We start from the raw sequence: 26,281 nt of genomic DNA, 5'->3' as shown, positions 1-26,281 counted from the left end.
ATGAATCTGAGGTCAACCGAACCTGCTGACCGCCAGGCGGAATTGATTCCGCTGTCGAGGGCGCAATACGGGATGTGGCTGGCGGACAACCTGCCCGGCGGGCAGGCGATGAACATCGCACAGTACGTCGAGATCGAGGGCCCGATCGACGTCGAAGCCTTCATCGAGGCGGTGAACGTTGCCGGCCACGAATCCGAATCTCTGGTCGTCCGGGTGGTCGAGTTCGACGGCGTTCCCTATCAATTCGTCGACCGCAATATGACTTACGACGAGTCTGTGCTGGACGTCAGCGGGGAGAGTGATCCGTTCGCGGCGGCAATGCAATGGATGCGGCGCGATTTCGAAGCCAGAGCCGAGGATATGAGCCGTGACCGGCTCGCCGAGACACGGTTGATCCGAATCGCCGAAGATCGGTATCTGTGGTACGCGCGTGCCCATCATCTCGTCATCGATGGCTACGGTGCATTCAACGTGTTGACCCGGCTGGCCGAGCACTACAACGCATTGCTCGAGGGCCGGCCGCCGGCGCCTCGGGAAGCGGACGCGTTGCGCGACATCATCGAGGCGGAGCAAGCGTATCGGGCGAGCTCTCGGTTCGAGAACGACAGGCAATACTGGCTCGGCAGGATTGCCGACCTTCCGACGCCGACGAGTCTGTCCGGTCGCACCGCCCGCCCGAGCAAGGTCGATCGTGTTTCCGGCATCGAGCTTCCGCCGCAGTTGTTCGACCTGCTCGACCGTTTCTCCGGCAACCTGCAAGCATCGCCTGCGCAGGTCGTCGTGGCGGCCTTCGCCGCATTCCTCGCACGGATGACCGGTGGCAACGATGTGGTGTTGTCGATGCCGGTGAGCGGGCGCGTGACGAAGGGCTTGCGCAATGCTGCCGCGATGTTGGCGAACATGGTGCCGATCCGATTCACGATGGATAGAACGACCACCGTGGAGGAACTGGTCCATGCGTCAGTGTCCGAACTCGTCTCCGCGATGCGGCATCAGCTCTACCGGTTCGAGGACCTGCGCCGCGATTCGAATGCATTGGATGCGTCTGCGAACTCGTTCGGTCCGATCGTCAATATCCTCTTCTTCGACTCCGAAATTCGTCTCGGGTCTGCTGTCGGCCGCTATCGCGCGCTGACCTCGGGCACATTGGACGATCTCCAGCTGAATCTCTACCGTTCCGGGGTAGACGCGCCACTGTTGATCGAACTGCACGGCAACGCGAATCTCTATGGCCAGGATGAACTCGATGCGCACGCCCACCGATTCATCGCCTTCCTGCAACGACTGATCGAAGCGCCCGTCGAAACAGCCCTGATCGCTGTTCCGCTCGTTGACCCTGCTGAAGAGGCACAGATCGCCGGGGAGCTGGCCGGCCGCGACGGGGCAACGAGTTCGGCAACGCTCGTGGATTTGCTGACGCGACAGGCCGATGCGACTCCATCGGCAGTTGCCGTCACATCGGAGGGGGCCCCTCTCACCTATCGGGAGCTGGACGAGCGTTCCAATCGGTTCGCACGCACCCTCATCGCGCTCGGAGCGGGCCCGGACTCGCTGGTGGCGATCGCGATGCCACGGGATGCCGATCTCATCATCGTCACGCTGGCCGTGCTGAAGTCAGGCGCCGGATACCTGCCGCTGGATATCGCGCATCCGGCCGATCGGCTGGAATACGTGCTGAACGACGCCGATCCGATCGCCGTAGTCACGACCGGCGACATGCGCGAGCTTGTGCCCGGAGACCCGGGCCACGTGGTGCTGTTCGACGAGGTCGCCGGCGACGAGGCTGCGACACCTGTCACCGACGCCGACCGGACCAGCCCGCTGCGCCCCGACAACATCGCCTACGTCATCTACACCTCGGGGTCGACCGGTCGGCCCAAGGGCGTGGCCATTGCCCATCGCGCCGTGGCGACGTACCTGGTGAACGCGTGCGCCGAGATCGGCGTGCAGCCCGGCGACGTGTGGATGTTGTTCCACTCCTTCGCGTTCGACTACTCGGTGTGGGAGATCTTCGGCGCGTTGGCCAGTGGTGGCTGCCTGGTAGTCGTGGACACCCCCACCACCCGGTCGCCAGACGATGTCGTGCGCGTGGCGGCACGCGAGAAGGTGACCGTCTTCAACCAGACACCGTTTGCGTTCCAACAGTTCGGTGCCGCGTACCTTCGGTACGAAGATGCGGGTGAGCCTGACGGTGAGCTTTCGCTGCGACTGGTCGTACTCTCCGGCGAACGACTCGACCCGGCTGTGCTGGCGGACTGGTATGAGCACAATCCGGAGCTCCCGGTGCTGGCGAACAGCTATGGCATTACCGAAACCACGGTGTTCGTGACCTATTTCGGCATGACACGGAGCATCGCGACCGCGGACGCCCCGAGTACGATCGGTCCGGCACTGCCTGGTCTGCGCACCTATGTTCTCGATGAACAACTGCGGCCGGCGCCGTTGGGCGCCTGGGGCGAGATCTACGTTGCCGGAACGCAACTCGCCCGCGGTTATCTCAACCGCTCATCGCTGACTTCCGCCCGATTTGTTGCCAGCCCGTTCGGCCGACCAGGCGAGCGGCTCTATCGCAGCGGCGATGTCGCACGCTGGAATCACCAGGGTGAGCTGGAATACCGTGGCCGTGCCGATCAGCAGGTGCAACTGCGTGGGTTTCGCATCGAGTTGGATGAAATTCGCACCGCGTTGTCGACCCATAGCGCGGTCTCGGCGGCGGTTGTCATCGTCCATCGCCCGGGCACGGCGGCGGCCAGGCTCGTGGCCTATGTTGTGCCGACCGGTGGAGATGCCTGTACGGCCGACACTCTGCGCACGTATGTCGCGACATTGCTGCCGGAGTACATGGTGCCCGCCGTTGTCGTGGTGGTGCCCGAGCTGCCGCTGACGGTGAACGGCAAGGTGGACTATCGGGCGCTGCCGGAGCCGATCTTCGATTCGTCCGCGGCCTATGTGGCGCCGAGTTCGGCGGTCGAGGAGGCGATCGCGGCCATCTTCGCCGAGGTGCTGGACCTCGAGCGAATAGGCGTGCTGGACCACTTCTTCGAACTGGGCGGCAATTCGCTCACCGCGACCAATGCCGCCGCGAGAATCGCCGAGCTGACCGGATCCGCTGTGTCGGTCCGCGATCTGTTCAGCAAGCCGACCGTCGCCGAACTCGCCGCGCATATCGACATCGAACACCACCACAGAGCGCTCGTGCTGCGCGCGGAACCGCGCGTCGAGCCGATTCCGTTGTCGCCGGCGCAGAATCGGATGTGGCTGATCAATCAGGCCGACCCGGCCTCCACGGCATACAACATTCCGCTGGTGGTGCAGCTGACCGGCCGACTCGATGTCACTGCGTTGCGCCTGGCTCTGATGGATGTGATCGATCGGCACGAATCCCTGCGGACCGTCTATCCGGACACAAAAGGGGAAGGGAGGCAAGTTGTTCTGGCACCCGGGCACGGTGTCGGCCTGATACCGGAGAAGATCGATTGCGCCGACATCGCGCATCGCATCGGTGAGCTGACTTCGACCGGTTTCGACGTCCGAACAAGTCCACCGATCCGAGTCGCGCTGCTCGAGTCCAGCGAACGGCGTCGGCACGTCCTGGTCGTGGTTTTGCACCATATTTGCTGTGACGGTTCGTCGCTTCCACCGCTCGCGGTCGATATCGCGACGGCCTATGAAGCAAGGTCGCAGGGAAGAACCCCGGACTGGCAGCCCCTGACCGTGCAATACGCCGATTACAGCATCTGGCGCCACGAGATGCTCGGCGACGAGGACGACCCCGAGTCGTTGGCGGCACGCCAGTTGCGTTACTGGGTGACACAACTGGCGGGAATGCCGCCGTTGCTAGAGCTGCCTGCGGACCGTCCGCGTCCTGCTCGCCAATCCATGCGCGGCGACATCGCCGAGAGCGTGATCCCAGCCGAAACCTTTGCTGCGATCCAGTATCTGGCCCGCACGTCCGGCGTCACCACCTTCATGGTCATCCATGCCGCGCTGGCGGTGCTGCTGGCCCGGCTGTCGGGCTCGGGGGATATCACCATCGGGACACCGGTCGCGGGCCGAGGGGAGCGTGCGCTGGAACCGCTCGTCGGCATGTTCGTCAATACGGTGCCGCTACGTACCGAAGTGCGTTCCGATGAATCGCTCCTCGAGTTTCTGTGGCGGGTCAAGGACATCGACGTCGATGCGTTTGCCAACAGCGACCTTCCGTACGAACGGATTGTCGATGAAATAGATCCCAGGCGATCGGTCGCGCACGCACCGCTGTGCCAGGTGTACCTCGTTTTCGAGAACATGGACCGTCCACGGCTGGAGCTGCCCGAACTCACGGTCGAGATCCTGGATCCGGGGCCGCAACCGGCGAAGGTGGACGTTATCGTCACCGTCGCCGAAAACGCTTCTGCGGGAGGCGATGTCTCCCTCCGGATCAACTACGCCACAGATCTGTTCGATCGGGAGACTGTCGAGGAATGGGCCGTGCGGCTGAATTGGGTCCTCGATGCGGTGGTGTCGAGTCCCGACCTGCCGGTGGGTCGCGTGAATGTGCTGTCGGGGAGCGAGCAGGCCGGGTTGGTGCCCGCGTCGGGGGGCCCTGCCGTGGCGCCGCGGGTCTTGGCGGAGTTGTTGTCGGTCGCGGATCCCGATGCGGTGGCTGTGGTTTCGGGTGAACACACGATGTCCTACGGACAGCTCGATGAACAGTCGAATCGTGTTGCCCGGCAATTGATCGCATGGGGTGTCGGCCCGGGTGACCAGGTCGCGTTGGCGATGGCCCGGTCGGTGGAGCTCGTGGTCGGGATGTGGGCGGTGACCAAGGCGGGCGCGGCGTTCGTGCCGGTGGATCCGCGCAATCCGGTCGACCGCGTCGCCCTCATGGTGGCCGATGCCGACGTGCGGGTGGGTCTCACCGTCGAGGCGTCACAGGACCTGCTGCCGGACCGGGTTCAACGGCTGGTGCTCGATGCACCTGACGCACAGGCGCACATCGCGGCTCGGTCCTCGACCGCGGTGACGGATGCAGACCGGCTGCGGTCCTGCCATGTCTCGGACGTGGCCTATGTGCTCTACACCTCGGGGTCGACGGGGGCGCCGAAAGGTGTCGCGGTCACACACTCGGGACTGGCGAATTTCGCTGCCGAGCAGCGGCATCGCTATCGGGTCGACAGTTCGTCGCGGGTGTTGCAGTTGGCAGCACCGGGTTTCGACGCGGTTATGCTGGAGTTGCTGATGGCTCATGCGAGCGGCGCGGCGTTGGTGGTATCGCCTCCCGACGTGTTCGCGGGCCGCGAGTTGGCGGAATTGATTGGGAAGCAGCGGGTATCGCACGCATTCGTGACTCCGAGCGTCCTTGCGACAATGTCGCCGGCCGGTCTGGATTCGCTGCGGGTACTGGTCGCCGGTGGGGAGGCGGTGTCGGCGGAAATGGTCGCGGTATGGGCACCGGGCCGACAGCTGTTCAACGGTTACGGACCCACCGAGACCACGATCATGGTGGCGATCAGCGACCCGCTGTGCGCCGGGGACCGCGTCACCATCGGCGGCCCGATTCGTGGCGTCGAGGCGGTAGTGCTGGACGCAGGCCTGCAGCCGGTGCCTGTCGGAGTATCGGGACAGCTGTATGTCTCCGGAGTGCAGCTGGCCCGCGGATACCTGAAGCGACCGGCCGCGACAGCCACCACCTTCGTGGCCGATCCGTACGGCCCCCCGGGCACCCGCATGTACCGCACCGGTGATCTGGTCCGGTGGACATCCGAGAAAACCCTCGAATATCTCGGTCGCGCCGACTTCCAGGTCAAGATCCGGGGACAGCGCATCGAACTCGGCGAAATCGAGGCCGTTCTCGCCGCGCACCCCGCCGTGGCAGCAGCGGTGACGGTGGGCGCGGCGACCGCCGGCGGGTCGCGACTGGTGGCCTACGTCGTGTCGGCCAACGGCGCCGTCGACACCGCGGATCTGCTCGGTTACGCCGAACGGCGCCTGCCGTCCCACATGGTCCCGGACACGGTGATGGTGCTCGACACGCTGCCGCTGTCGGCAGTGGGCAAGATCGACCGTCTGGCGTTGCCCGAGCCGGTTTTCGCCACCGGCACAATCGAATACGTCGCACCGCGCGACGCGGCCGAGCAGCTGGTCGCCGATGTGTGTGCCGCCGTGCTGGGAATCGAGCGGGTCGGTGTGTTCGACAGCTTCTTCGATCTGGGCGGCAACTCGCTGTCCGCGACCAGGGCAGCAGCGCAGCTGAGCGCCGCGTTCGACACCGATGTCTCGTTGCGCACGCTCTTCGAAGCGCCGACCGTCGCCGCGCTGGCGGAGAGCATTCGGACCAGCGACGCGGCCGGACGGGAACCGCTGGGCCCGCAAGAGCGCCCGGACCGGATCCCGCTCTCGCCCGCGCAGACCCGCATGTGGTTCCTCAATCAGTTCGATACCGCCTCGCCGATATACAACGTTCCGATGGTCGTCCACATGTCGGGCAACCTCGACGTGGCCGCCATGCACGCGGCGATCGCCGATGTGATCGACCGGCACGAATCTCTGCGAACCATCTACCCGGACAGCGACAGTGGACCGCATCAGGTGATTGTGCCGGTCGCGACGGCACGGCCTTCCTTGGAGCCGGTGCCGGTTCTGGAAAGCGAGGTCGAGGCGCGCATCGGCGCGGAGGTGACCGCCGGGTTCGATGTCACCTCCGAGGTTCCGTTTCGGATCACCCTGCTGCGCAGTGCACCCGACGAGCACACTCTGATTCTCGTCGTCCACCACATCAGCTTCGACGGGTCGTCGCTGGCACCGCTGGCCGCAGACCTCGCGACCGCCTACCAGGCCCGCGTCGGACACCAGTCCCCGCAGTGGACGCCGCTGCCCGTGCAATACGCGGATTACGCTGTGTGGCAACAACACCTACTCGGTACCGAAAATGACCCGAACAGCCTGACCGCCGCCCAGCTTGAGTATTGGCGCGCGACCCTCGCCGACCTGCCCGAGGTGCTCGACCTGCCGACCGATCGTCCACGACCGGCCAAACAGTCGTTCCGGGGTGCGGCCATATCGACGGTGGTTCCCGCAGACCTCCATCGTGATGTGATCGCGTTGGCCCGGCGACTCGACGCGACGGTCTTCATGGTGATGCACGCGGCGTACGCCGCTCTGCTGGCAAGGCTTTCGGGAACCGGCGACATCGCGGTGGGCACACCGATCGCCGGCCGCGGCGAGCCCGGACTGGACAATCTGATCGGAATGTTCGTCAATACACTGGTATTGCGGACCCGCATCGACCCTGGCTCGTCGTTTCTGAAAATTCTCGATCTGGTCCGGTCCGCCGATCTGGGCGCATTCGAGACCGCCGACATTCCGTTCGAACGGCTTGTCGAGGTGCTGAATCCGCCTCGCTCGACCGCACATTCGCCCTTGACTCAGGTTGGATTCTCGTTCCAGAACATCGAGATCCCGACCGTGGAGTTCGCGGACCTGACAGTTTCGGCCCGGATGGTCGATCCGAGCGTGGCCAAGTACGACCTGCATCTGAACCTTGTCGACTCACCGGCGTCGGATGGCGACATGGGCGACATGGCGGTCGAATTCAGTTATGCGACAGATATTTTCGATGAGAAGACGGTCGCTGCGATGTTCGACCGCTACCTGCTGTTGCTGCAGGCGATCGTGGCCGAGCCCACCTGTGTCGTGGGCGATATCGAGCTGCTGACCGCGAACGAGGCGCGCGAGCTGGCGGCGTGGTCGAGCGGTGAGTTGACGAGTCCCCCGTCCGAGACGATCGCGTCCCTGTTTGCCGCGCAGGCTGCCGCGAACCCGAACAGGATCGCGATTGTCGACGCCGAGGGTGGCGGCCGGCTCGGCTACGGGGAATTCGCGGCGCGGGTGAATTCGCTGGCCCGGGTGCTGATCGGACGCGGAGTTGGCCCGGGAACCGTCGTCGCTGTCGCGATGCGCCGCTGTGTCGATCTGCTGACCACGCTGTACGCAATTCATGCGGCCGGCGCGGCCTACCTGCCGCTGGATCCGGATCATCCAGTCGACCGGGTGCGTGCCGTCGTCACCGACGCGAGGCCGAGTGCCGTCATCACCCGGCCGGTCGACCGGGCGAATGTGCCCGAAAACGTACCGGTGTGGGCATTCGAGCAGCTCGATGGCGAGCGCGCGGATACGTCGACGCTGACAGACGCCGATCGGCCCCGGTCGCTGCACCCGGATGATCTGGCGTATGTCATCTACACCTCCGGCTCGACCGGCGTGCCCAAGGGGGTGGCCGTACCGCATGCCGCGGTGGTCAACCAACTTCGCTGGCTGCGGGATCACTACGGGCTCGGGGCCGAGGACATCATGCTGTTGCGGACGCCGACCACATTCGATCTCTCGGTCTGGGAGCTGTTTTCCGCACTCACCTGCGGCGCGTCGGTGGTTGTCGCCGGCCGCGACGCGCACCTCGACCCCGGAACCGCAGCCGGGCTGCTCGCCGAACACCGGATTACGACCGTGGACTTCGTGCCGTCCTCGCTGTCGGCATTCCTCGATGCGGCCGACGCGCGGAAGTTCCCTGATCTGCGGCGGGTGCTGTGCATCGGTGAGGCACTGCCGGCCGAGACCGTCCGTCGCTTCCGGCAACTCAGCCCAGCGCGCATCGACAATCTGTACGGGCCGACGGAGGCCGCGGTGAGCGTCACCGCTCACCGCATCGACGCGCTCGACGACGTCACCGTGCCTATCGGCATACCCGAGGCGAATGTGGTTGTGCGCGTGCTCGATTCGCGACTTCGTCAGGTTCCTGTCGGGGTGACCGGAGAGCTGTACCTGGGTGGAATCCAGCCCGCTCGCGGCTATCACGAACGCCCTGGCTTGACGGCAGCGAGCTTCATCGCCGACCCCTTCGGCAGCACAAGCGGTGCCCGGCTGTACCGCACGGGTGACCTGGCTTGCTGGGGCTCGGATGCCAACCTGCGTTATGTCGGCCGTGCCGACACCCAGGTGAAGGTGCGCGGTCTCCGCATCGAACTCGGTGACATCGAAGCCGCGTTGGTCGCGCACGAGCAGGTTGCCGCGGCCGTCGTGCAGATGCGTACCGAGCGCGGCGAACAGCGCCTGGTCGCGTACCTGGTTGCCGCGGAGGCACTGGACCTCCGGCAGGTCCGGGCGTTCCTGATGCAGCGGCTGCCGGCGTACATGGTGCCGTCCTCGATGGTCCGAATCGATGCTGTCCCGCTCACCGTCAATGGCAAGGTCGACTACCGGGCATTGCCGGCACCGGATGTGCGAGACTACGAAGCGGGATACCGTGCGCCGCAAGGCCTCATCGAGCAGACCGTCGCCGGGGTAGTCGGCGAACTGCTCGACCTTCCAGAGGTCGGCGCGGACGACAACTTCTTCGACCTCGGCGGAAACTCGCTTCTCGCAACGCGTGCGCTGAGCCGGATAGGCGACATCGCAGGCGTCACCGTGCCGGTGCGGGTGATCTTCGAAGCACCCACTGTCGCAGAGCTGTCCGAACGAATCGGGCAGCTGCGCGCGGTGCCGAACCTGCCCGCGCCAACTCGCACCCCGCGCCCGGATCGTATCCCGCTGTCACTGGCACAGGCCCGGATGTGGTTCCTCAATCAGTTCGATCCGAGTTCGCCCGGATATGTTGTGCCGCTGGCGATGCGGCTCGACGGTAGCGTCGATCTCGATGCGCTCGCAGCGGCGGTCGGTGACGTCATCGAGCGGCACGAGAGTCTGCGCACCATGTATCCAGCGGTCGATGGCACGCCAACGCAGGTCGCGCTCGACGCGGCCGACGTCGTCGGAAACTGGGATCTCGGGCCGCAACCGGTCGGTGAGCACGAGTTGCCGGCCCGATTGACCGAGTTCTTCGGCACCGGATTCGATGTGTCGAAGGGCGTGCCACTGCGCGTTGCCCTGTATCGACTGTCCGACGAGACCTGGGTGATCGCGCTGGCAGTCCACCACATCAGTTGCGACGGTTCGTCGGTTGCACCGCTGGCCGCCGACATCGTCACGGCCTACCGTGCACGGTCCGGCGGCAATCCGCCGGACTGGGCGCCGCTGTCCGTACAGTTCGCTGATTACGCCCTCTGGCAGCGCGAGGTGCTCGGCTCGGCGGAGGACCCGAACTCGTACCTGGCCCACGACCTCGCCTACTGGAGAGCACAACTCGCGGGTATCCCCGATGTGATCGAAGTGCCGACCGACCGGCCACGGCCGCTCGTGCAGACACAACGCGGCGCGGTCGTCCATGCCATGATCCCGAGCGAGCTGCACGCCCGGTTGGAGGCGCTGGCGCGGCGCGCCGGGGCGACGACATTCATGGTCGTGCACACCGCTTTGGCGGTGTTGCTGTCGAGACTTTCCGGCAGTGACGACATCACCATCGGTGTGCCACATGCCGGCCGCGGCCATCGATCGCTGGACAACCTGATCGGGATGTTCGTCAACACCCTGGTGATGCGCAGCCGGTGCAGGCGGGATCAATCGTTCACCAGTCTGCTGAACCAGGTGCGGCGCACGGCCACCGAGGCTTTCGACCATGCCACCGTTCCGTTCGAGCAGTTGGTGGAGGCACTGAACCCGGCGCGATCGACGTCGCATACGCCGTTGTTCCAGGTCATGCTCGCCTATCAGAACATGGCACAGGCGCGGGTCGAATTTCCGGGTCTCACCGTGGAGAGCCTCGATCCGGAGGACAGCGCCGCGATCTACGACCTGCTGCTGATGATCACGGAGGGACACGGCGCTCACCGTGAGCCGACCGGCATGACGTTGCGGCTGACGTATGCCACTGACCTTTTCGACGATGACTCAGCGCTGCGCTTCGCGGAACAATTCGTGCGTGTGCTCGACGCCGCCGCGACCGATGCCGATACGGCGGTCGGCGGTATCGAGTTGCTCGATGCCGCGGAGCGCCACCTGGTGCTGCAACGATGGAACGACACCGCCGGCCCCGCGGCGACCGGCCGGACGCTGGTCGACGCTGTCGACGAACAGGTCGCCCGAACCCCGGATGCTCCGGCGATCTGTCTTCCGAGCGGCATCGGGATGACCTACCGGGAGTTCGACACCCGCGTCAATCGCCTGGCCCGATGGCTCATCGCCCGTGGTGCCGGGCCGGAAATTGTTGTCGCGGTGGGCATCCGGCGATCGATCGACCTCATCACCGCGCTGTACGCGGTAGTCAAGGCGGGCGCCGCGTTCCTGCCGATCGATCTGGATCATCCGGCCGCCCGGATCGCTGATGTGCTGAACGCGGCGCAGCCGCTGCTGGTACTCACCACCTCAGCGGATGGCGACGTACTGCCGCGTGGGTTCGAGATCTCGTGCATCGATCGAGTCGACGTGGCCGGTCTTCCGGATGTCCCGATCACCGACGCCGAGCGTCGTACGCCGCTGCGGCCGGACAATGTCGCCTACATCCTGTTCACCTCCGGCTCCACGGGAGTCCCCAAGGGCGTCGCGCTGACCCACGCCGCGACCGTGAGCCAATTGGCGTGGGCACAGCGGCAATGGCCGCACGACGCGTCCGACACCGTGCTGTACAAGACCCCGATCACCTTCGACATCGCCGTATGGGAGCTGTTCTGGCCGTTGCAGACCGGTGCGCAGATCGTGGTCGCCGAACCCGATGGGCATCGCGATCCCGGATACATCGCAACCATCATTGCGAACCATCAGGTCAGCACCGTGCACTTCGTGCCATCGATGCTCGAGGTTCTCGTCGAAACCACCGCGGGTACACCACTGCCGTCGATACGACGGGTCTTCGTCGCCGGTGAGGCGCTGGCGCAGCGCACCGTCGACGCCGCCTCGCGGGTATTCGCGCATGCCGAGGTGGTGAACTGGTACGGCCCGGCCGAGGCGGAAGTCGTGACGGCTGCGCGTTGCCTGCCGGGGATAGCGAACCGTTCGATGGCCCCCCTCGGTACGCCGGTGGCCGGCATGCGGGTCTACGTCCTGGACCCAGGGCTGCGACCGGTGCCGATCGGTGTCGTCGGCGACCTCTACGTCTCGGGTGTCCAGCTGGCGCGCGGTTACCACGCCCGTCCCGACCTCACCTGCGGCGCCTTTGTCGCGCACCCGTTCGGCATGCCCGGTGAGCGACTGTACCGCACCGGCGACCTAGTCCGATGGGTGAAAACCGGCGAGCTGGAATACCTGGGCCGCAGCGATCTCCAGGTCAAGGTCCGCGGCCAGCGGGTCGAGCCGGGTGACGTCGAAGCGGCGCTGTCCGCGCTCCCGGACGTCGCACGCGCTGTGGCCGTAGCCACGACGGATCGAATCGTCGCATACGTGACACTCGCTCCCGGTGCGCGCACCGATGGGCGCTCGATTCGCGACCGGCTCACCCACGCATTGCCGTCCTACCTGATTCCGGCCGCCGTTCAAGTCCTCGAGGCGATCCCGTCGACACCGAACGGCAAGCTCGACCGAGCTGCCTTGGCGCAGCCGGTGTTCGACGACACCGAGGAATTCGTGCCACCCCGCACCGAACGCGAAGCGGCCCTTGCGGCAATCGTCGCGGAGATCACCGATCGCGATCGGGTGACCGTGACGGCCAACCTCTTCGAGATCGGGGTCAACTCACTCTCGGCCGCCCGCATCGCAGCCCGGGCCACCGCGGAGCTCGGCATCGAGGTCGGCATTCGCGACATCTTCATCGAACCGACGATTGCCGGATTGGCCGAGCGCCTGCGCACGAGAGCCGGACACGCGGTGGTTCCGCTCACCGCCAGGCCGCGCCCGGAAGCGGTCCCGTTGGCGGCGGCACAACGGCGGATGTGGTTCCTCAATCAATTCGACACCGCCTCGGCGGCATACAACATCTGCTTTGCGGCCCGGCTGACAGGCCGGCTGGATCTCGAGGCGCTACAGGCGGCGCTACTCGACGTCGTGGAGCGGCACGAGCCACTGCGCACGGTGTATCCCGCCGTCGACGGCGAACCGTGCCAGGTAGTGCGTCAGGTCGCGGCCGCGTCCGCGGAGCTGACGCTGGATCCGGAGTCTGTCGCCGACGAGGCGGAGCTGACCGACCGGATCCGGCAGGTCGTCGAAACAGGTTTCGATGTCGTGGATTCGGTGCCGGTGCGAGCACGGGTATACCGCACAGGGAACGACGAGCATGTGATCGTGCTCGTGGTCCATCACATCGCGGCCGACGGTTCCTCGATGGCACCGCTGGGCCGCGATATCTTCGCCGCCTACGCCGCGCGTGTGAACGGCGAAGCACCGCAGTGGGAACCGCTCGAGGTCCAGTACGCGGACTACGCGCTGTGGCAGGCCGAAACGCTCGGTGCCGAGGGCGATCCGGAGTCGCCGATCGCGCGGCAGATCGCACATTGGAGCGAGGTCCTCGACGATGCTCCGGAGCTGCTGGACCTGCCGACGGACCGACCCCGGCCCGCCACCATGTCGATGGCCGGCGGCAGTGTTCGCTTCGCGCTCTCGGCGCGGCTGCACGACGAGATAGCGCGGCTGTCCCAACGCGAGGGTGTCACGGTGTTCGTCGTGCTGCATGCCGCACTGGCGATCCTGTTGGCGCGCACCGCGCACAGCGCGGACATCTCGATCGGTTCTCCGGTTGCCGGCCGAGGCGGCCGGGAACTGGACGATATGGTCGGCATGTTCGTCAACACCGTCGTGCTGCGCACGCGAGTCCGGGACGATCTGTCGTTCCGCGAACTCCTGGCCGAAGTACGCGATGTCGACCTGGAAGCGCTCGCCCACGCCGATGTGCCCTACGAGCGGCTCGTCGACATCCTCGACCGTGCCCGATCCACCGCGTACACACCGCTCTATCAAGTGATGTTCGGTCTGCAGAACATGCGTGCGGCCCGGTTCGAGCTCCCCGGCGTGGATGTCGAACTGCTCGACCCCGGTATCGCGCAGGCGAAAACCGATCTCACCGTGCTGATGACCGAACGCGGCGACCGCGGCCGACCGGCCGGAATCGACGGCGAGATCATCTACGCCACAGACCTTTTCGTGGCGTCCACGGCCGAATCGCTCGCGGAGCGATTCCTCCGGGTCCTGGAGTCGGTCGTGTCCGACCCGGCCCGGACGGTGGGCGGCATCGATCTGCTCGACACATCGGAGGCCGAGCGACTGGTCCCGGCGCGAGGTGGCGAGAGCCCGGCGCCGTGTCTGCTGCCCGATCTACTCGCCGCGGCGGTGGCAGCGGATCCGACCGCGACCGCCGTGATCGGCGAAACCGAAACCCTCACCTACGCCGAACTCGACCGCCGGTCCAATCAGCTCAGCGCATACCTGCTCGCCCGAGGAGCCGGGCCGGGCACGCTCACCGCACTGGCCGTGCCGCGTTCGGTCGACTACCACGTCGCCATGTGGGCGATCGCGAAGACCGGCGCCACGTTCGTACCGGTGGATCTGCGCTATCCCGCGGAGCGGATCGCGCACATGGTGAATGATTCCGGTGTCACCGCGGGGATCACGGTCGCTTCCGCGCGCGCGTCGCTTCCCGACGATGTCCGATGGCTGGTGCTCGACGAACCGGATGCAGCCGCCGAGATCGCCGCGCAGACCGGCCGGGCCATCACGGATGCGGCTCGTGGCCGGGCCGTGCGGATTCGGGAGGCCGCGTATGTGATCTACACGTCGGGGTCGACCGGAACACCGAAGGGTGTGGTGGTCAGCCACGAGGGATTGGCCGGCTTCGCGGCCGAGCAGCGGGTCCGCTATCGGGTGGACGCCACGTCGCGTGTCCTGCAAGTGGCGGCGCCTGCCTTCGACGCGGTGCTGCTCGAGGCGTTCATGGCGTGCGCGGCCGGCGCTTGCCTGGTCGTGTCGCCACCGGAGGTTTTCGGCGGCCCTGATCTGGCCGCACTGATCCGCACCCATCAGGTGACCCACACGTTCCTGACACCCAGTGTGCTGGCGACGATGTCGCCCGAGGACTTCGCATCGGTGCGGGAACTGGCGGTCGGCGGCGAGATGGTGTCCGCGGACCTGATCGCCACCTGGGCGCCGGGGCGGCAATTGCACAACATCTACGGTCCGACCGAGACGACGATCGTGGTCACGATCAGCGATCCGGTCCAGCCGTCCGACCCGATCAATATCGGTGGTCCGATCCGCGGCGTCGCGGCGGTGGTGCTGGACGCCCGGCTGCGTCCGGTGCCCGTCGGTGTGCCCGGGGAGTTGTACTTTTCCGGCGGTGCATTGGCGCGTGGCTACCTGAACCGCCGCGCTACGACCGCCGGTGCGTTCGTGGCGAACCCCTACGGTGCGCCGGGATCGAGGATGTATCGCACCGGCGACATCGTCCGCTGGACCGCGAGTGGTGTGCTGGAGTACATCGGCCGCGTCGACTTCCAGGTCAAGATTCGTGGCCAGCGCATCGAACTCGGGGAGATCGATGCTGTGCTGCAGGCACACCCGCAGGTTGCCACCGCCGTCACCGTGAGCCGCTCGGGACCCGGCGGGCAGCCCGTGCTCGCCGCGTACGTCGTGGCCGAGCCCGCGGCGGCCGTTGAACCCGATGCCGTGCTCGACCACCTCGCTGCGGTGCTGCCCGCCCACATGGTGCCGTCGACGATCACCGTGCTCGACCACATGCCGCTCGCCTCGACGGGCAAGGTGGATCGAAAACTGTTGCCCGAACCAGTTTTCGACACCGGCGGCGACAAGGACGTGGTCGCGGCAAACGAGTTGGAGCGCACGATCGCCGCCGCTTTCGTGGATGTGCTCGGCGTCGCGTCGGTCGGTGTGACGACCTCGTTCTTCACGCTCGGCGGTGACTCCATCATGTCGATCCAGCTGGTCTCGCGGCTGAAGACGGCGGGTGTGGTCGTGACCGCGCGGGATGTCTTCGAGCACAAGACCGTTCGCGGGCTGGCGCAGGTGGCCGTGGCTGCGGACCGGGTGTTCCTCGCGGAGCTGCCGGGCGGTGGCGTGGGAGACATTCCCTTCACGCCGATCGTGTCCTGGTTCGTCGACCGGGTCGGGACAGCCGATCGGTTCGCACAGTCGATGCTGGTTCGTCTGCCGCGGGACGCGCGCGTCGACGAGGTGATCGCGACCGTGCGGGCAGTGCTCGAACAGCACGACATGTTGCGGTCGCGGATGCGCGAACAGTGCATGGATGCGCTGCCCGCTCACGCCGCCGATGCGACCGGCGCGGTATTCGTGCGAACCTTCCGGGCGCACGAGGCGCCGGGCAGCGACGGTTTCACGGCTGTGGTGGAAGCGGCGCTGACCGAGGCGTCGGATCGTCTCGATCCCGCGGCGGGCCGGATGATGCAGGTCGCGTGCCTGCTTCCGGAATCAGGCGTCGAGGCCGATGCTCGGGCCCTCATCGTGATTCACCACCTGGCTGTCGACGGGGTGTCGTGGCGAATCCTGTTGCCCGACTTCGTCACCGCGTGGCAGCAGATCGGGCAGGGACGCACGGTCGAGTTGCCGGCACCGGGTACGTCGATGCGGCGATGGGCACACGCGCTGACCGCTGCCGTAGCCGGCCGGGGCAGCGAGTTCGAGCTGTGGCAGCGGATGAGTACCGCCGCCGATCCGCTGCTCGGGACGGCGGAATTCGATCCCGCCGTCGATACTCACGCGACGGTGCGGTACCTGACAGCGTCCATTCCGGCCGCGGTGACCTCGGCATTGCTGGACTCGATACCGACGGCCGTGCGCGGCAACGTCGACGACGCGCTGCTGGCCGGGCTGACCGTGGCCCTGACCCGTTGGCGCGCACGGCGCGGCCTTCCGCACCCGGGCATGAAAGTCCTGCTGGAAGGACACGGCCGCGAGGAGCAAATCGCCCCGGGAGCGGATGTGTCACGCACCGTCGGCTGGTTCACCAGCGCGTACCCCGTGGCCCTCGACCTGAGCGGAATCGACGACGCGGACCTGCGTTCGGCAGTGAAGTCCGTCAAGGACCAGCTGCGCGAGATACCCGACAAGGGCATCGGATACGGCTTGCTGCGCTATCTGAACACCGACACCGCCGACGTGCTCGCGAAGGCGCCCCAGCCGCAGATCAGTTTCAACAATCTCGGCCGGGCCGGTGTGAACCTCACCGCCCTGTCGGATCTCGCGTGGGTCCCGACCGATGAGCAGTTCGACCGCCGATCCGCCTTCGATCCGGATATGCCCGCCGCAGCGGTGATCACGATCGACGTCGATATCGTGGACACCGAGACCGGACCTGAACTGTCCGCGCATGTCGGCTACGCGTCACGGCTGCTCGAGCACGACGATGTGGCCGAACTTGTCGCCGGATGGGTCGACGCCGTGACCGAGATCGCCACTCTCGCTCGCGCCGACGACAAGTGGGGATTGTCCCGGGCAGATGTTCCGCTGGTCGACGTCACGCAGCACGATCTGAATGCGTTCGCAGACCGGTACGGTCCACTGAGCGACGTGTGGTCATTGGCACCGCTACAGGAGGGCCTGCTGTTCCACACCGAACTCGCGGCAGGCGAACTCGACGTCTACACCGCGCAGTCGGTCCTCACCCTCGCGGGCGCGGTCGACGAGAACCGGCTCGAGGGTGCCGCGCAAGCTCTGCTCGAGCGGTATCCGAACCTGCGGGCTGCCTTCACACGAACGGTCGATGGCGTTCCCGCACAGGTCGTTCCGGTCGGCACCACCGTGCCCTGGCACAAGGTCGATTGCTCCGGCGACACGAGCCGCGTAGCGGCGCTGATCGAAACCGAGCGGGCGGTCGTATTCGATCCCGCCGACCCGCCACTGCTGCGATTCCTACTTGTTGCCCTCGGACAGAACGAGTTGCGGCTGGTGTTGACGGCGCACCATCTGCTCCTGGACGGCTGGTCGCTGCCGCTGCTGTGGCGCGAGCTCATCGGTTTGTATGCCGTTGCCGCCCAGCCGGAGCTGCTTCCGCCGGCGGCCTCGTATCGGCAGTACCTGGAATGGCTGGACCGACGCGATCGCGACGCAAGTATCGATGTGTGGCGGGACGCGCTCCGGGATATCGGTGAGCCGACGCTGGTCGCCGATCCACGCACGGCGGCGACGGCGGACATTCCGATCGATGTGCCAATCGTTGTAGATCGTTCCGCTACAGCGGAATTGGTGACATTCGCGCGGGCGCGGGGCGTAACGATGGCGACGATCGTGCAGTTCGCCTGGGCCGTGGTGCTGGGCAACCTGCTCGGTGTCGAACGCGTGGCATTCGGCAGCACGGTATCCGGCCGCCCCGCCGAATTGCCCGATGTCGAGTCGATGATCGGTCTGTTCATCAATACGATTCCGGTCGTCGCCGAGGTGCGGCGGGATCTGACCATCGAGGACGCTCTGCGCCGACTGCAAGCGGACAACACCCGTCTGCTCGACCACCACTACCTCGAACTGTCACAAATCATGGCGGCCACCGGCAACAGCCAGTTGTTCGATACCCTGGTCGTCTTCGAGTCGTATCCGGTCGACAGCAGTGGCCTGGGCGACGCGGACATCGACGGTATGCGTGTGGTCGCGGCGGACGGCCGCGACGCGGCGCATTACCCCATCACCGTGCAAGCGCACCAAACCGACGAGTTGCACGTCCGAGTCCGCTACCAACGAGCCCGCGTCGACGAGGTGATGGCGGCCCGTCTCGCCGGCCGTCTGGAAACCGTGCTACGGACGCTGGCCGGCGATCCGGATACGGTGCTCGGTGCGATCGATCTGCTGACCGAGGACGAGCGGCGCACGCTGGTGCCCGCATCGGGCGGAGAGGCCGTGGCACCCAGCCTGATGCCGGAGTTGCTGGTAGCGGGCGTGACGGTGAATCCCCATGCGGCAGCGGTCCTGTCCGGTCAGGACACGTTGTCCTACGCGGAGCTGGATGCCCGGTCCAACCAGCTGGCTCGGCAGTTGATCGCATGGGGCACAGGACCGGGTGATCACGTCGCGCTGGCGATGCCGCGATCGGTCGAATTCGTGATCGGCCTGTGGGCGGTGACCAAAGCGGGCGCGGCGTTCGTGCCCGTTGATACTCGGAATCCGGCCGAGCGCATCGCGCTCATGGTGGCGGATGCCGGCATTCAGCTGGCGGTCACGGTCGAGGAGACGCGAGATCTGTTGCCCGGCATGGTATTCCCGTTGGTACTGGACGATCCGGACATCGAGCGGTCGGTCATCGCGCAATCGCCCGCGCGCGTCACAGCTGGAGAACTCGTGCGGATGCCGCACATACAGGATGTGGCATACGTTCTCTACACCTCAGGCTCGACCGGAATGCCGAAGGGTGTCGCGGTCACCCATGAGGGGCTTGCGAATTTCGCTGCCGCGCAGCGGGATCGGTTCGGTGTCGACACGGGATCGCGAGTGCTGCAGGTCGCTGCTCCCGGCTTCGACGCGATGGTCCTCGAGGTGCTGCTGGCTCACACCAGCGGTGCTGTCCTGGTGGCTGCGCCCCCAGTAGTGTTCGCTGGGCACGAGTTGATGGAACTGGTGCGCGCACAGCAGGTCTCGCATGCCTTCCTCACTCCCAGCGTGTTGGCGACGATGTCGCCGGCCGGGATGGATTCGCTGCGGGTGCTGGTGGCGGGGGGCGAGGCGGTGACGCCGGAAACGGTCGAGATATGGGCGCCGGGCCGAACTCTGCTGAACGGTTACGGCCCGACCGAAACGACGATTCTCGCCGCCATCAGCGCTGCGCTGCACCCGGGTGACGCGGTGACCATCGGCGGGCCGATCCGTGGTGTCGAGGCTGTCGTGCTCGATGCGTGGTTGCGGCCGGTGCCCGTCGGGGTGGTAGGTGAGTTGTACCTCGCGGGGGTGCAATTGGCGCGCGGCTATGCGGGCCGAGCCTCGGCCACCGCAGGCGCGTTCGTGGCGAATCCGATCGGTGCGGCAGGTTCGCGCATGTACCGCACCGGCGACCTAGTTCGCTGGACACCCGAGCACACTCTGGAACATCTCGGACGCCGCGATTTCCAGGTCAAGATCCGTGGCCAGCGCATCGAACTCGGTGAAATCGAGACTGTTCTGGCTGGGCATCCCGGGATCTCCCAAGCGGTGGTTCTGCGGCGGAAGGATCACCTCGGCATCGACCGGCTCGTCGGCTATCTCGTCACTGACGAGGAACTGGATCCGGAAGATGTTCGTGCCGCTACCCGGTTGCGGCTGCCCGCGCACATGGTGCCCGAGGCGTTCACGGTGCTGGCCGAACTTCCTCTCACCACGACTGGCAAACTCGACCGCTCGGCGCTTCCCACTCCGGAATTCGCGGTCGGCCGAGAACGGCTCGCTCCCCGCACGGACGCCGAACGACGTGTCGCCGCCGTGTTCGAGAACGTACTGGGCATCAACGGTGCCGGGGCGACGGACAGCTTCTTCGACCTGGGCGGCGATTCGCTGTCGGCCACTCGGGTGGCTGCACAGTTGAGTACGGCGGCAGGAGTACATCTGGGGGTCCGCGACCTTTTCCAGGCGCCCGTGGTGGCCGACCTCGCCGCTCGGCTGGCGACTCTCGACCGCGACTCCCGGGTGCCGTTGACGGCGCGCCCCCGGCCCGCGCAGGTACTGCTCTCACCGGCGCAGCAGCGAATGTGGTTCCTCAACCAGTTCGATACCGCCGTCGGCACGTACAACATCCCGCTGGTGGTCCGGCTGCGCGGAGAACTCGACACCGATGCGCTCCGGCACGCGTGTGAACTGGTCGTCGAACGGCACGAATCGCTGCGTACGAAGTTCCCGATGATCCATGGCCGGCCCTGTCAGGTTGCCGTCGCTGTCGACGAGGTCGTACCCGCGCTGGTTCCGGTTCAGGTCGGCGAACATCAGGTGATGGATCGCGTGATCGCCGTGGTGTCGGCGGGTTTCGATGTGACGCAAGCGCCCCCGTTGCGGATGGAATTGCTCGCTGTCGACGACCAGGACCACGTTCTGGTCATCTGTGTGCACCATATCTGCACGGACGGCCAGTCGATGATCCCGCTTGCGCGGGATGTGGCGATGGCGTATGAGGCGAGCAGACATGGGAAAGAGCCCACGTGGCCGGCACTTCCGGTCCAGTACGTCGACTATGCGCTGTGGCAGCACGAGATGCTCGGCTCGGCGGCCGACCCGGACTCGGTCATCTCCCAGCAGTTGCGATTCTGGAAGGACACCCTTGACGGGCTGCCCGACCTGCTCGAGCTGCCGACCGACTTTCCACGGCCGCCGGTCGCATCGATGGACGGGTGCGCGGTCGAGTTCGAACTTTCCGCCGATCTGCACGAGCGAATCGCGGGCGTCGCGCGCGAGGCGAACGCGACGGTCTTCATGGTCCTGCATGCCGCACTGGCCGTGCTGCTGTCGAGGCTGGCCGGCGTCGACGATATCGCGATCGGCGCCCCGATAGCCGGACGTGGAGAGCGTGACCTCGACGATCTGATCGGCATGTTCGTCAATACCCTTGTGCTGCGGTCATGGGTGTCGATGCGGCAGCCGTTCGCCGAACTGCTCGCCTCGACCCGTGAGACGGATCTGGCCGCGTTCGCGCACGCGGATGTGCCTTTCGAACAAGTCGTGGAAGCGCTGAATCCGCCCCGGTCGACCGCGCATCTTCCGCTTTATCAGGTAACGCTCGATGTCCAGAACCTGAGCAAGGCCGCATTGCAGCTGCCGGAACTCGGTATCGAGCTGATGGAAAACGGTTTCGAGCAGGCGCAGGCCGACCTGAATGTGAAGTTGGCCGAGCGATTCGGTCAGGGAGGCCACCCAGACGGCATGGTGGGACGACTCACCTTCGCTACCGATCTCTTCGTGAACGAGACGATGACTCGATTCGCGCACGCTTACGTCCGGATTCTGGAGTACGTCACCGCGAATCCCGCGGTGCCGGTCGGCGATATCGACATCGTCGATCCGATACAGCGACGCGAATTGCTGGACGCGGCAGGGGAAGACGGCGCCGCGGTCCCCGATGCGACACTCGCAGACTTGTTCGCTGCCCGAGCGCTGGACCAGCCGGATACTGTCGCGGTCACCGATGGCGTCTCGCAGCTGACCTACGCGGAACTGGATCAACGGTCCGCCCAGGTCGCGGCGCGGCTGATCGAACAAGGCGTGGAGCCGGAATCGCTTGTGGCCGTAGCGTTGCCGCGTTCGATCGAACTGGTCGTGGGCCTGGTCGCAGTGATTCGGGCAGGCGCCGGGTATCTGCCACTCGACGTGGCGTATCCGCACGAAAGATTGCGGTTCATGCTCGACGATGCGCGTCCAGCGGCGGTGCTGGCCTCCGCCGAAACGGCTACGGCCCTGCCCGAGTACGCGGCACCGATGGTGCTGGTCGAGGATTGTGCGGACACAGCGGACACCGCCGACGCGGCGATGCCGAACTTGCGGCTGGACAATGTCGCGTACGTGATCTACACCTCCGGATCGACGGGCCGTCCCAAGGGAGTGCCGATCAGTCACCGCGAAGCGGTCACGTTGTTCACCAGCACGGCCGAACGTCTCGATGTCAGCCCAGACGACGTGTGGACGCTGTTCCATTCGTACGCCTTCGATTTCGCGGTATGGGAAATGTGGGGTGCGCTGCTGTCCGGCGGCAGGCTGGTTGTGGTCGACTACGACACATCCAGGTCGCCGAAGGAGTTCGTCGATCTCGTGGCGCGCGAGCGTGTGACGGTATTGAGCCAGACTCCGTCGGCGTTCTACGGCTTCGCCGAAGCAGAGCGTGTGTATCGCGAATCTGGTTGCACCGCAGGTCAACTCGCTCTACGTTACGTTGTATTCGGTGGCGAGCCGCTGGATGTGTCCCGCTTGACCAATTGGTTCGCGGATCACGATCGAAAATCACCGTGCTTGGTCAACATGTACGGGATCACCGAGACGACGGTGCATGTCACGTTCCGCGCGATCGAGGGCATGGAGGTGGCCGGGATCGGATCACCGTTGCCAGGGTTGCGGGTGTATGTGCTCGACGACCGTTTGCGGCCGGTGCCGATCGGCGTCACCGGCGAGATCTATGTGGCCGGCGGGCAACTGTCGCGAGGCTACCTGCGCGCCCAGGCTTTGACCGCAGGACGATTCGTCGCGAATCGCTTCGACTCGCATGGTTCGCGGTTGTATCGATCCGGAGATCTCGGCCGGTGGAACAAGTCCGCGGGCCGGCTCGAATTGACCTACGCCGGTCGAGCGGATGCGCAGGTACAGCTGCGTGGTTACCGCATCGAACTGGGTGAGGTGGAATCCGCATTGCTCCGGCATCCGCATGTGGTGCGCGCCGCCGCTGCGGTGCATCGCCATATGCTCGGCGTCGATCAGCTGATCGGCTACGTGGTGGGGGCCGACGGCCAGCAGATCGATCCGGGCGAGGTCCGGGAGGCCGCCGCCCGTGTACTGACCACGTACATGGTCCCCTCGGCGGTGATGGTGCTGACAGATCTGCCATTGACGGTCAATGGCAAACTCGATCGAAAGGCTTTGCCCCTTCCCGATTTCGATGCGTCGGTGACCGAGTTCGTCACGCCGCGAACTCATTCCGAGAAAACGATCGCTGACGTCTACGCACAGGTCCTGGGCCTGGAGCGGGTCGGGGTGTCGGAGGGGTTCTTCGATCTGGGCGGCAATTCGCTGCTGGCCACAATGGCGGTGGCCGAGTTGTGCGCTCGAGGCGTGACGATCGCCCTGCCCTGGATGTTCGACGATGCGTCACCGGAAGCGTTGGCGCGCAGGGCCGACGAAGCCACGGGCGGCTCCGGTCTCGAGGTGTTGCTTCCGCTTCGTGCGAGCGGATCGAAGCCTGCGATATTCGCCGTACACCCCGCCGGAGGATTGGCATGGTTCTACGGCGGAGTGGTCGAGCATGTGGACAAGGAACGACCCGTATACGGCCTGCAGGATCCGCATGTGGTCGCGGGCGAACCAGGCGCGAAATCGGTGAACGAATTGGCCGAGCGGTATGTGGCGGAGATTCGTAGAGTGCAGCCGCACGGTCCGTATCACCTGCTCGGATGGTCTTTGGGTGGGCAAATCGCGCACGCGATCGCGGTCGAGTTGCAGCGCGACGGTGAACTCGTCGGAACCCTGACCCTGTTGGATTCCGCACCCGATTTGTCTGCTGATTCGATGATCGCCACTGCGGACGAGTCCGCGCCAGGACACTTGATGGCGGACCTCCTCGGCGGCTGGCGGGAATTGTTCGACCTCGGCGATGTGGTACGGGCGCACACCCATGAGCAAGCATGGGCGGTCATCCGCAGCCAAGTGGTCGGAACCGGGCTGTTCACCGCCGAACAGACGGATCGGGTGATGGAGAGTTTCGAGACCGCGAGCGACCTGGCCGCCGGCTACCGGCCCGCAGTTTTCGACGGAGATCTCCTCTTCTTCACTGCCGGCAAAGACCGCGCGGAAGAGGACGCTCTCGCGCAGGCGTGGCGCCCGTACGTGACCGGCAAGATACACAACACGGTTGTCGACGCACGTCACCTCGAGTTCAGTCATCCGCACGCAATGGCCGTTGTCGGCTCGGTCCTGGAAAGGTTTGTGAACCTGTGTTGACTACTCCTCAGCAGTTTCGACTCGACGATGACAGAACCGTGACCTGCACGAGTCCGGCCCAGGCGCGCATGTTGTGGCGCGAGACGATGGCGGCGGACGGCCTCTACCAGCACGCCGCGGCCCGCCTGCGACCCGACGAGATCGTCTTGGACATCGGCGCGAACATCGGACTTGCCACGATGATGTTCGCGGAGAAGTGCCCCGGAATCGGGGTCATCGCCGCCGAGCCGGTACCGATGATCTTTCACTGTCTCGAGCGCAACATGGCCGCTCATGTGCCGCACGGGGTGTCGTTGCGGGTTGCGGTCGGCGCCGTGCCCGGGACTTCGCCGTTCACCTGGTACCCGCAGGCGTCGGCCAATTCCAGTCTGTATGCCGACCGCGAACGAGACGATCGAAACACCAGGATCTTTCTGCGCAACAGCGGCCTGGACGATGAATCAATCGGATACATCACTGCCGGCCTGCACGATGGCGAGCAGATCGACGTGGACGTGACCACGGTGTCGGCGGTGCTGGCCGAACACGCCCCCGACGCTCAGATCGGGCTGCTCAAAGTGGATGTGGAGCGGGCAGAAATGGACGTCTTGCGCGGCATTTCCGAAACGGATTGGCCCCGTATTCGTGCCGTCGTGGCCGAGGTACACGACACCGACGGCCGTTTGGCCCAGTTTTGCGAGTTGTTGAGCCGGCACGGACTGTCCCCGCACAACAGGCAAGACCCGTCCTTGGCCGGGACCGAACTGCACGAGGTCTACGCCGCCCGGCCGTCGGACTACTGACTTGATACAGACGCGGCCCGGCCGCGACCCGCTCGGCGACCAGGACGACGTGGTGGACCTGCGCGAGCTGGTCGCCGCCGAATCGGTACTGCGGGACCGTGAACCGGTCAGTGGTCGTCGTAGTGTCTGTCGTGACTCGCGTGGCGATGTCCGGCGTGGATGTAGTCAACGTGATCGCCGTGGGGGACCGCGATGTGCCCGCAGCCTTCGCCGTGAACGTGGGCGTGGTCGGCATGCGCGGTGTGCTCGGACCAGCGATTGTGGATCGCCGACGGGGGCTTGCGGCAAGGCTCCGTGCGCGGTACACGTTGAAGTGGGGAGAAGATCAGACGAGCCGGTGGCCGCCGTCCACGTGCATGACCGTGCCGGTGACGAAGGCGCTCTTCAGCAGTGAAACCACCGCCACCGCAATGTCTTCCGGCGTCCCCAGCCGCCGGGCGGGCAGCTTCTCGGCCATGGCTTGCCAGCGCTGTTCCTTGTCGTCCCACGGCATCCGCTCCCAGATCCCGGTCGTCACCCAGCCCGGAATCGCGCATAACGGCCGTCGGCGCGGCGGGGCGCAGCAGTCAATAGCGCTCGATGCAATTCGCGATCTCGAGCAGTCCGATACCAATCAGGTCTGCAATCGACGCCCACGCCGACCGAGACCAGCCCTCCCGTCGGTGGCGCTGTTTTTTTACATGCTCACGCGTCGAGGAGCCGTGAACAAGGGGCCCGCGCGCAGGATCAGTCGGGGCGGAACAGGGCACGCGGTTCCAGGTCGAGGTGGGTGATCGGGATCGTTTCGGGTGGGGTGAGGTTGAGGACCCAGTCGCCGAAGCGGCGGATGGTGCGGGTGATGTAGCGGGTGACTGGAGCCCTTTGAGCAGGTCCAGCGGTTGTGAGAATTCTGATGCACCAGAATGGGTGCAGGAGGACGGTTCACGACATGGCGCGACGACGACACACCCCCGAGCAGATCATCCGCAAGCTCCGCGAGGGCGAGAAGCTGCTCGGTGAGAAGTTCTCGATCGAGGAGGTGTGCAAACACCTCGAGATCTCCGAGGCCTCCT

General features: G+C 65.9%; 3 protein-coding genes and 1 pseudogene. 3 read left to right on the top strand and 1 reads right to left on the bottom strand.

Features of this window, described 5'->3' with window-relative positions:
* Together ACYVKL_RS30375 and ACYVKL_RS30370 are read left to right on the top strand one after the other, a co-directional pair.
* Entirely contained in the window at positions 1-24,447 is a 24,447-nt protein-coding gene (locus ACYVKL_RS30375; RefSeq protein WP_379166599.1) for a non-ribosomal peptide synthetase, read from the top strand.
* 146 nt (positions 24,448-24,593) lie between these two features.
* Positions 24,594-25,229, top strand: coding sequence for an FkbM family methyltransferase (locus tag ACYVKL_RS30370; RefSeq protein ID WP_379166597.1), 636 nt, complete (start codon positions 24,594-24,596; stop codon positions 25,227-25,229).
* Between the two features lie 325 nt (positions 25,230-25,554).
* On the opposite strand, the gene ACYVKL_RS30365 is transcribed toward ACYVKL_RS30370, so the two are convergent.
* Complete coding sequence (locus ACYVKL_RS30365; RefSeq protein ID WP_379166595.1) at positions 25,555-25,746, bottom strand: SDR family oxidoreductase; 192 nt, start codon at positions 25,744-25,746, stop codon at positions 25,555-25,557.
* Between the two features lie 375 nt (positions 25,747-26,121).
* Between ACYVKL_RS30365 and ACYVKL_RS30360 the strand changes: the two are divergent.
* Positions 26,122-26,244 (top strand): annotated as a pseudogene (locus tag ACYVKL_RS30360) (hypothetical protein); the annotation flags it as partial.
* Between the last annotated feature and the right edge of the window lie 37 nt (positions 26,245-26,281).

Source organism: Nocardia tengchongensis (genome assembly GCF_054781395.1).
The sequence above is the reverse complement of the archived record's forward strand: the minus strand, read 5'-3'. Positions and strand labels throughout refer to the sequence as shown.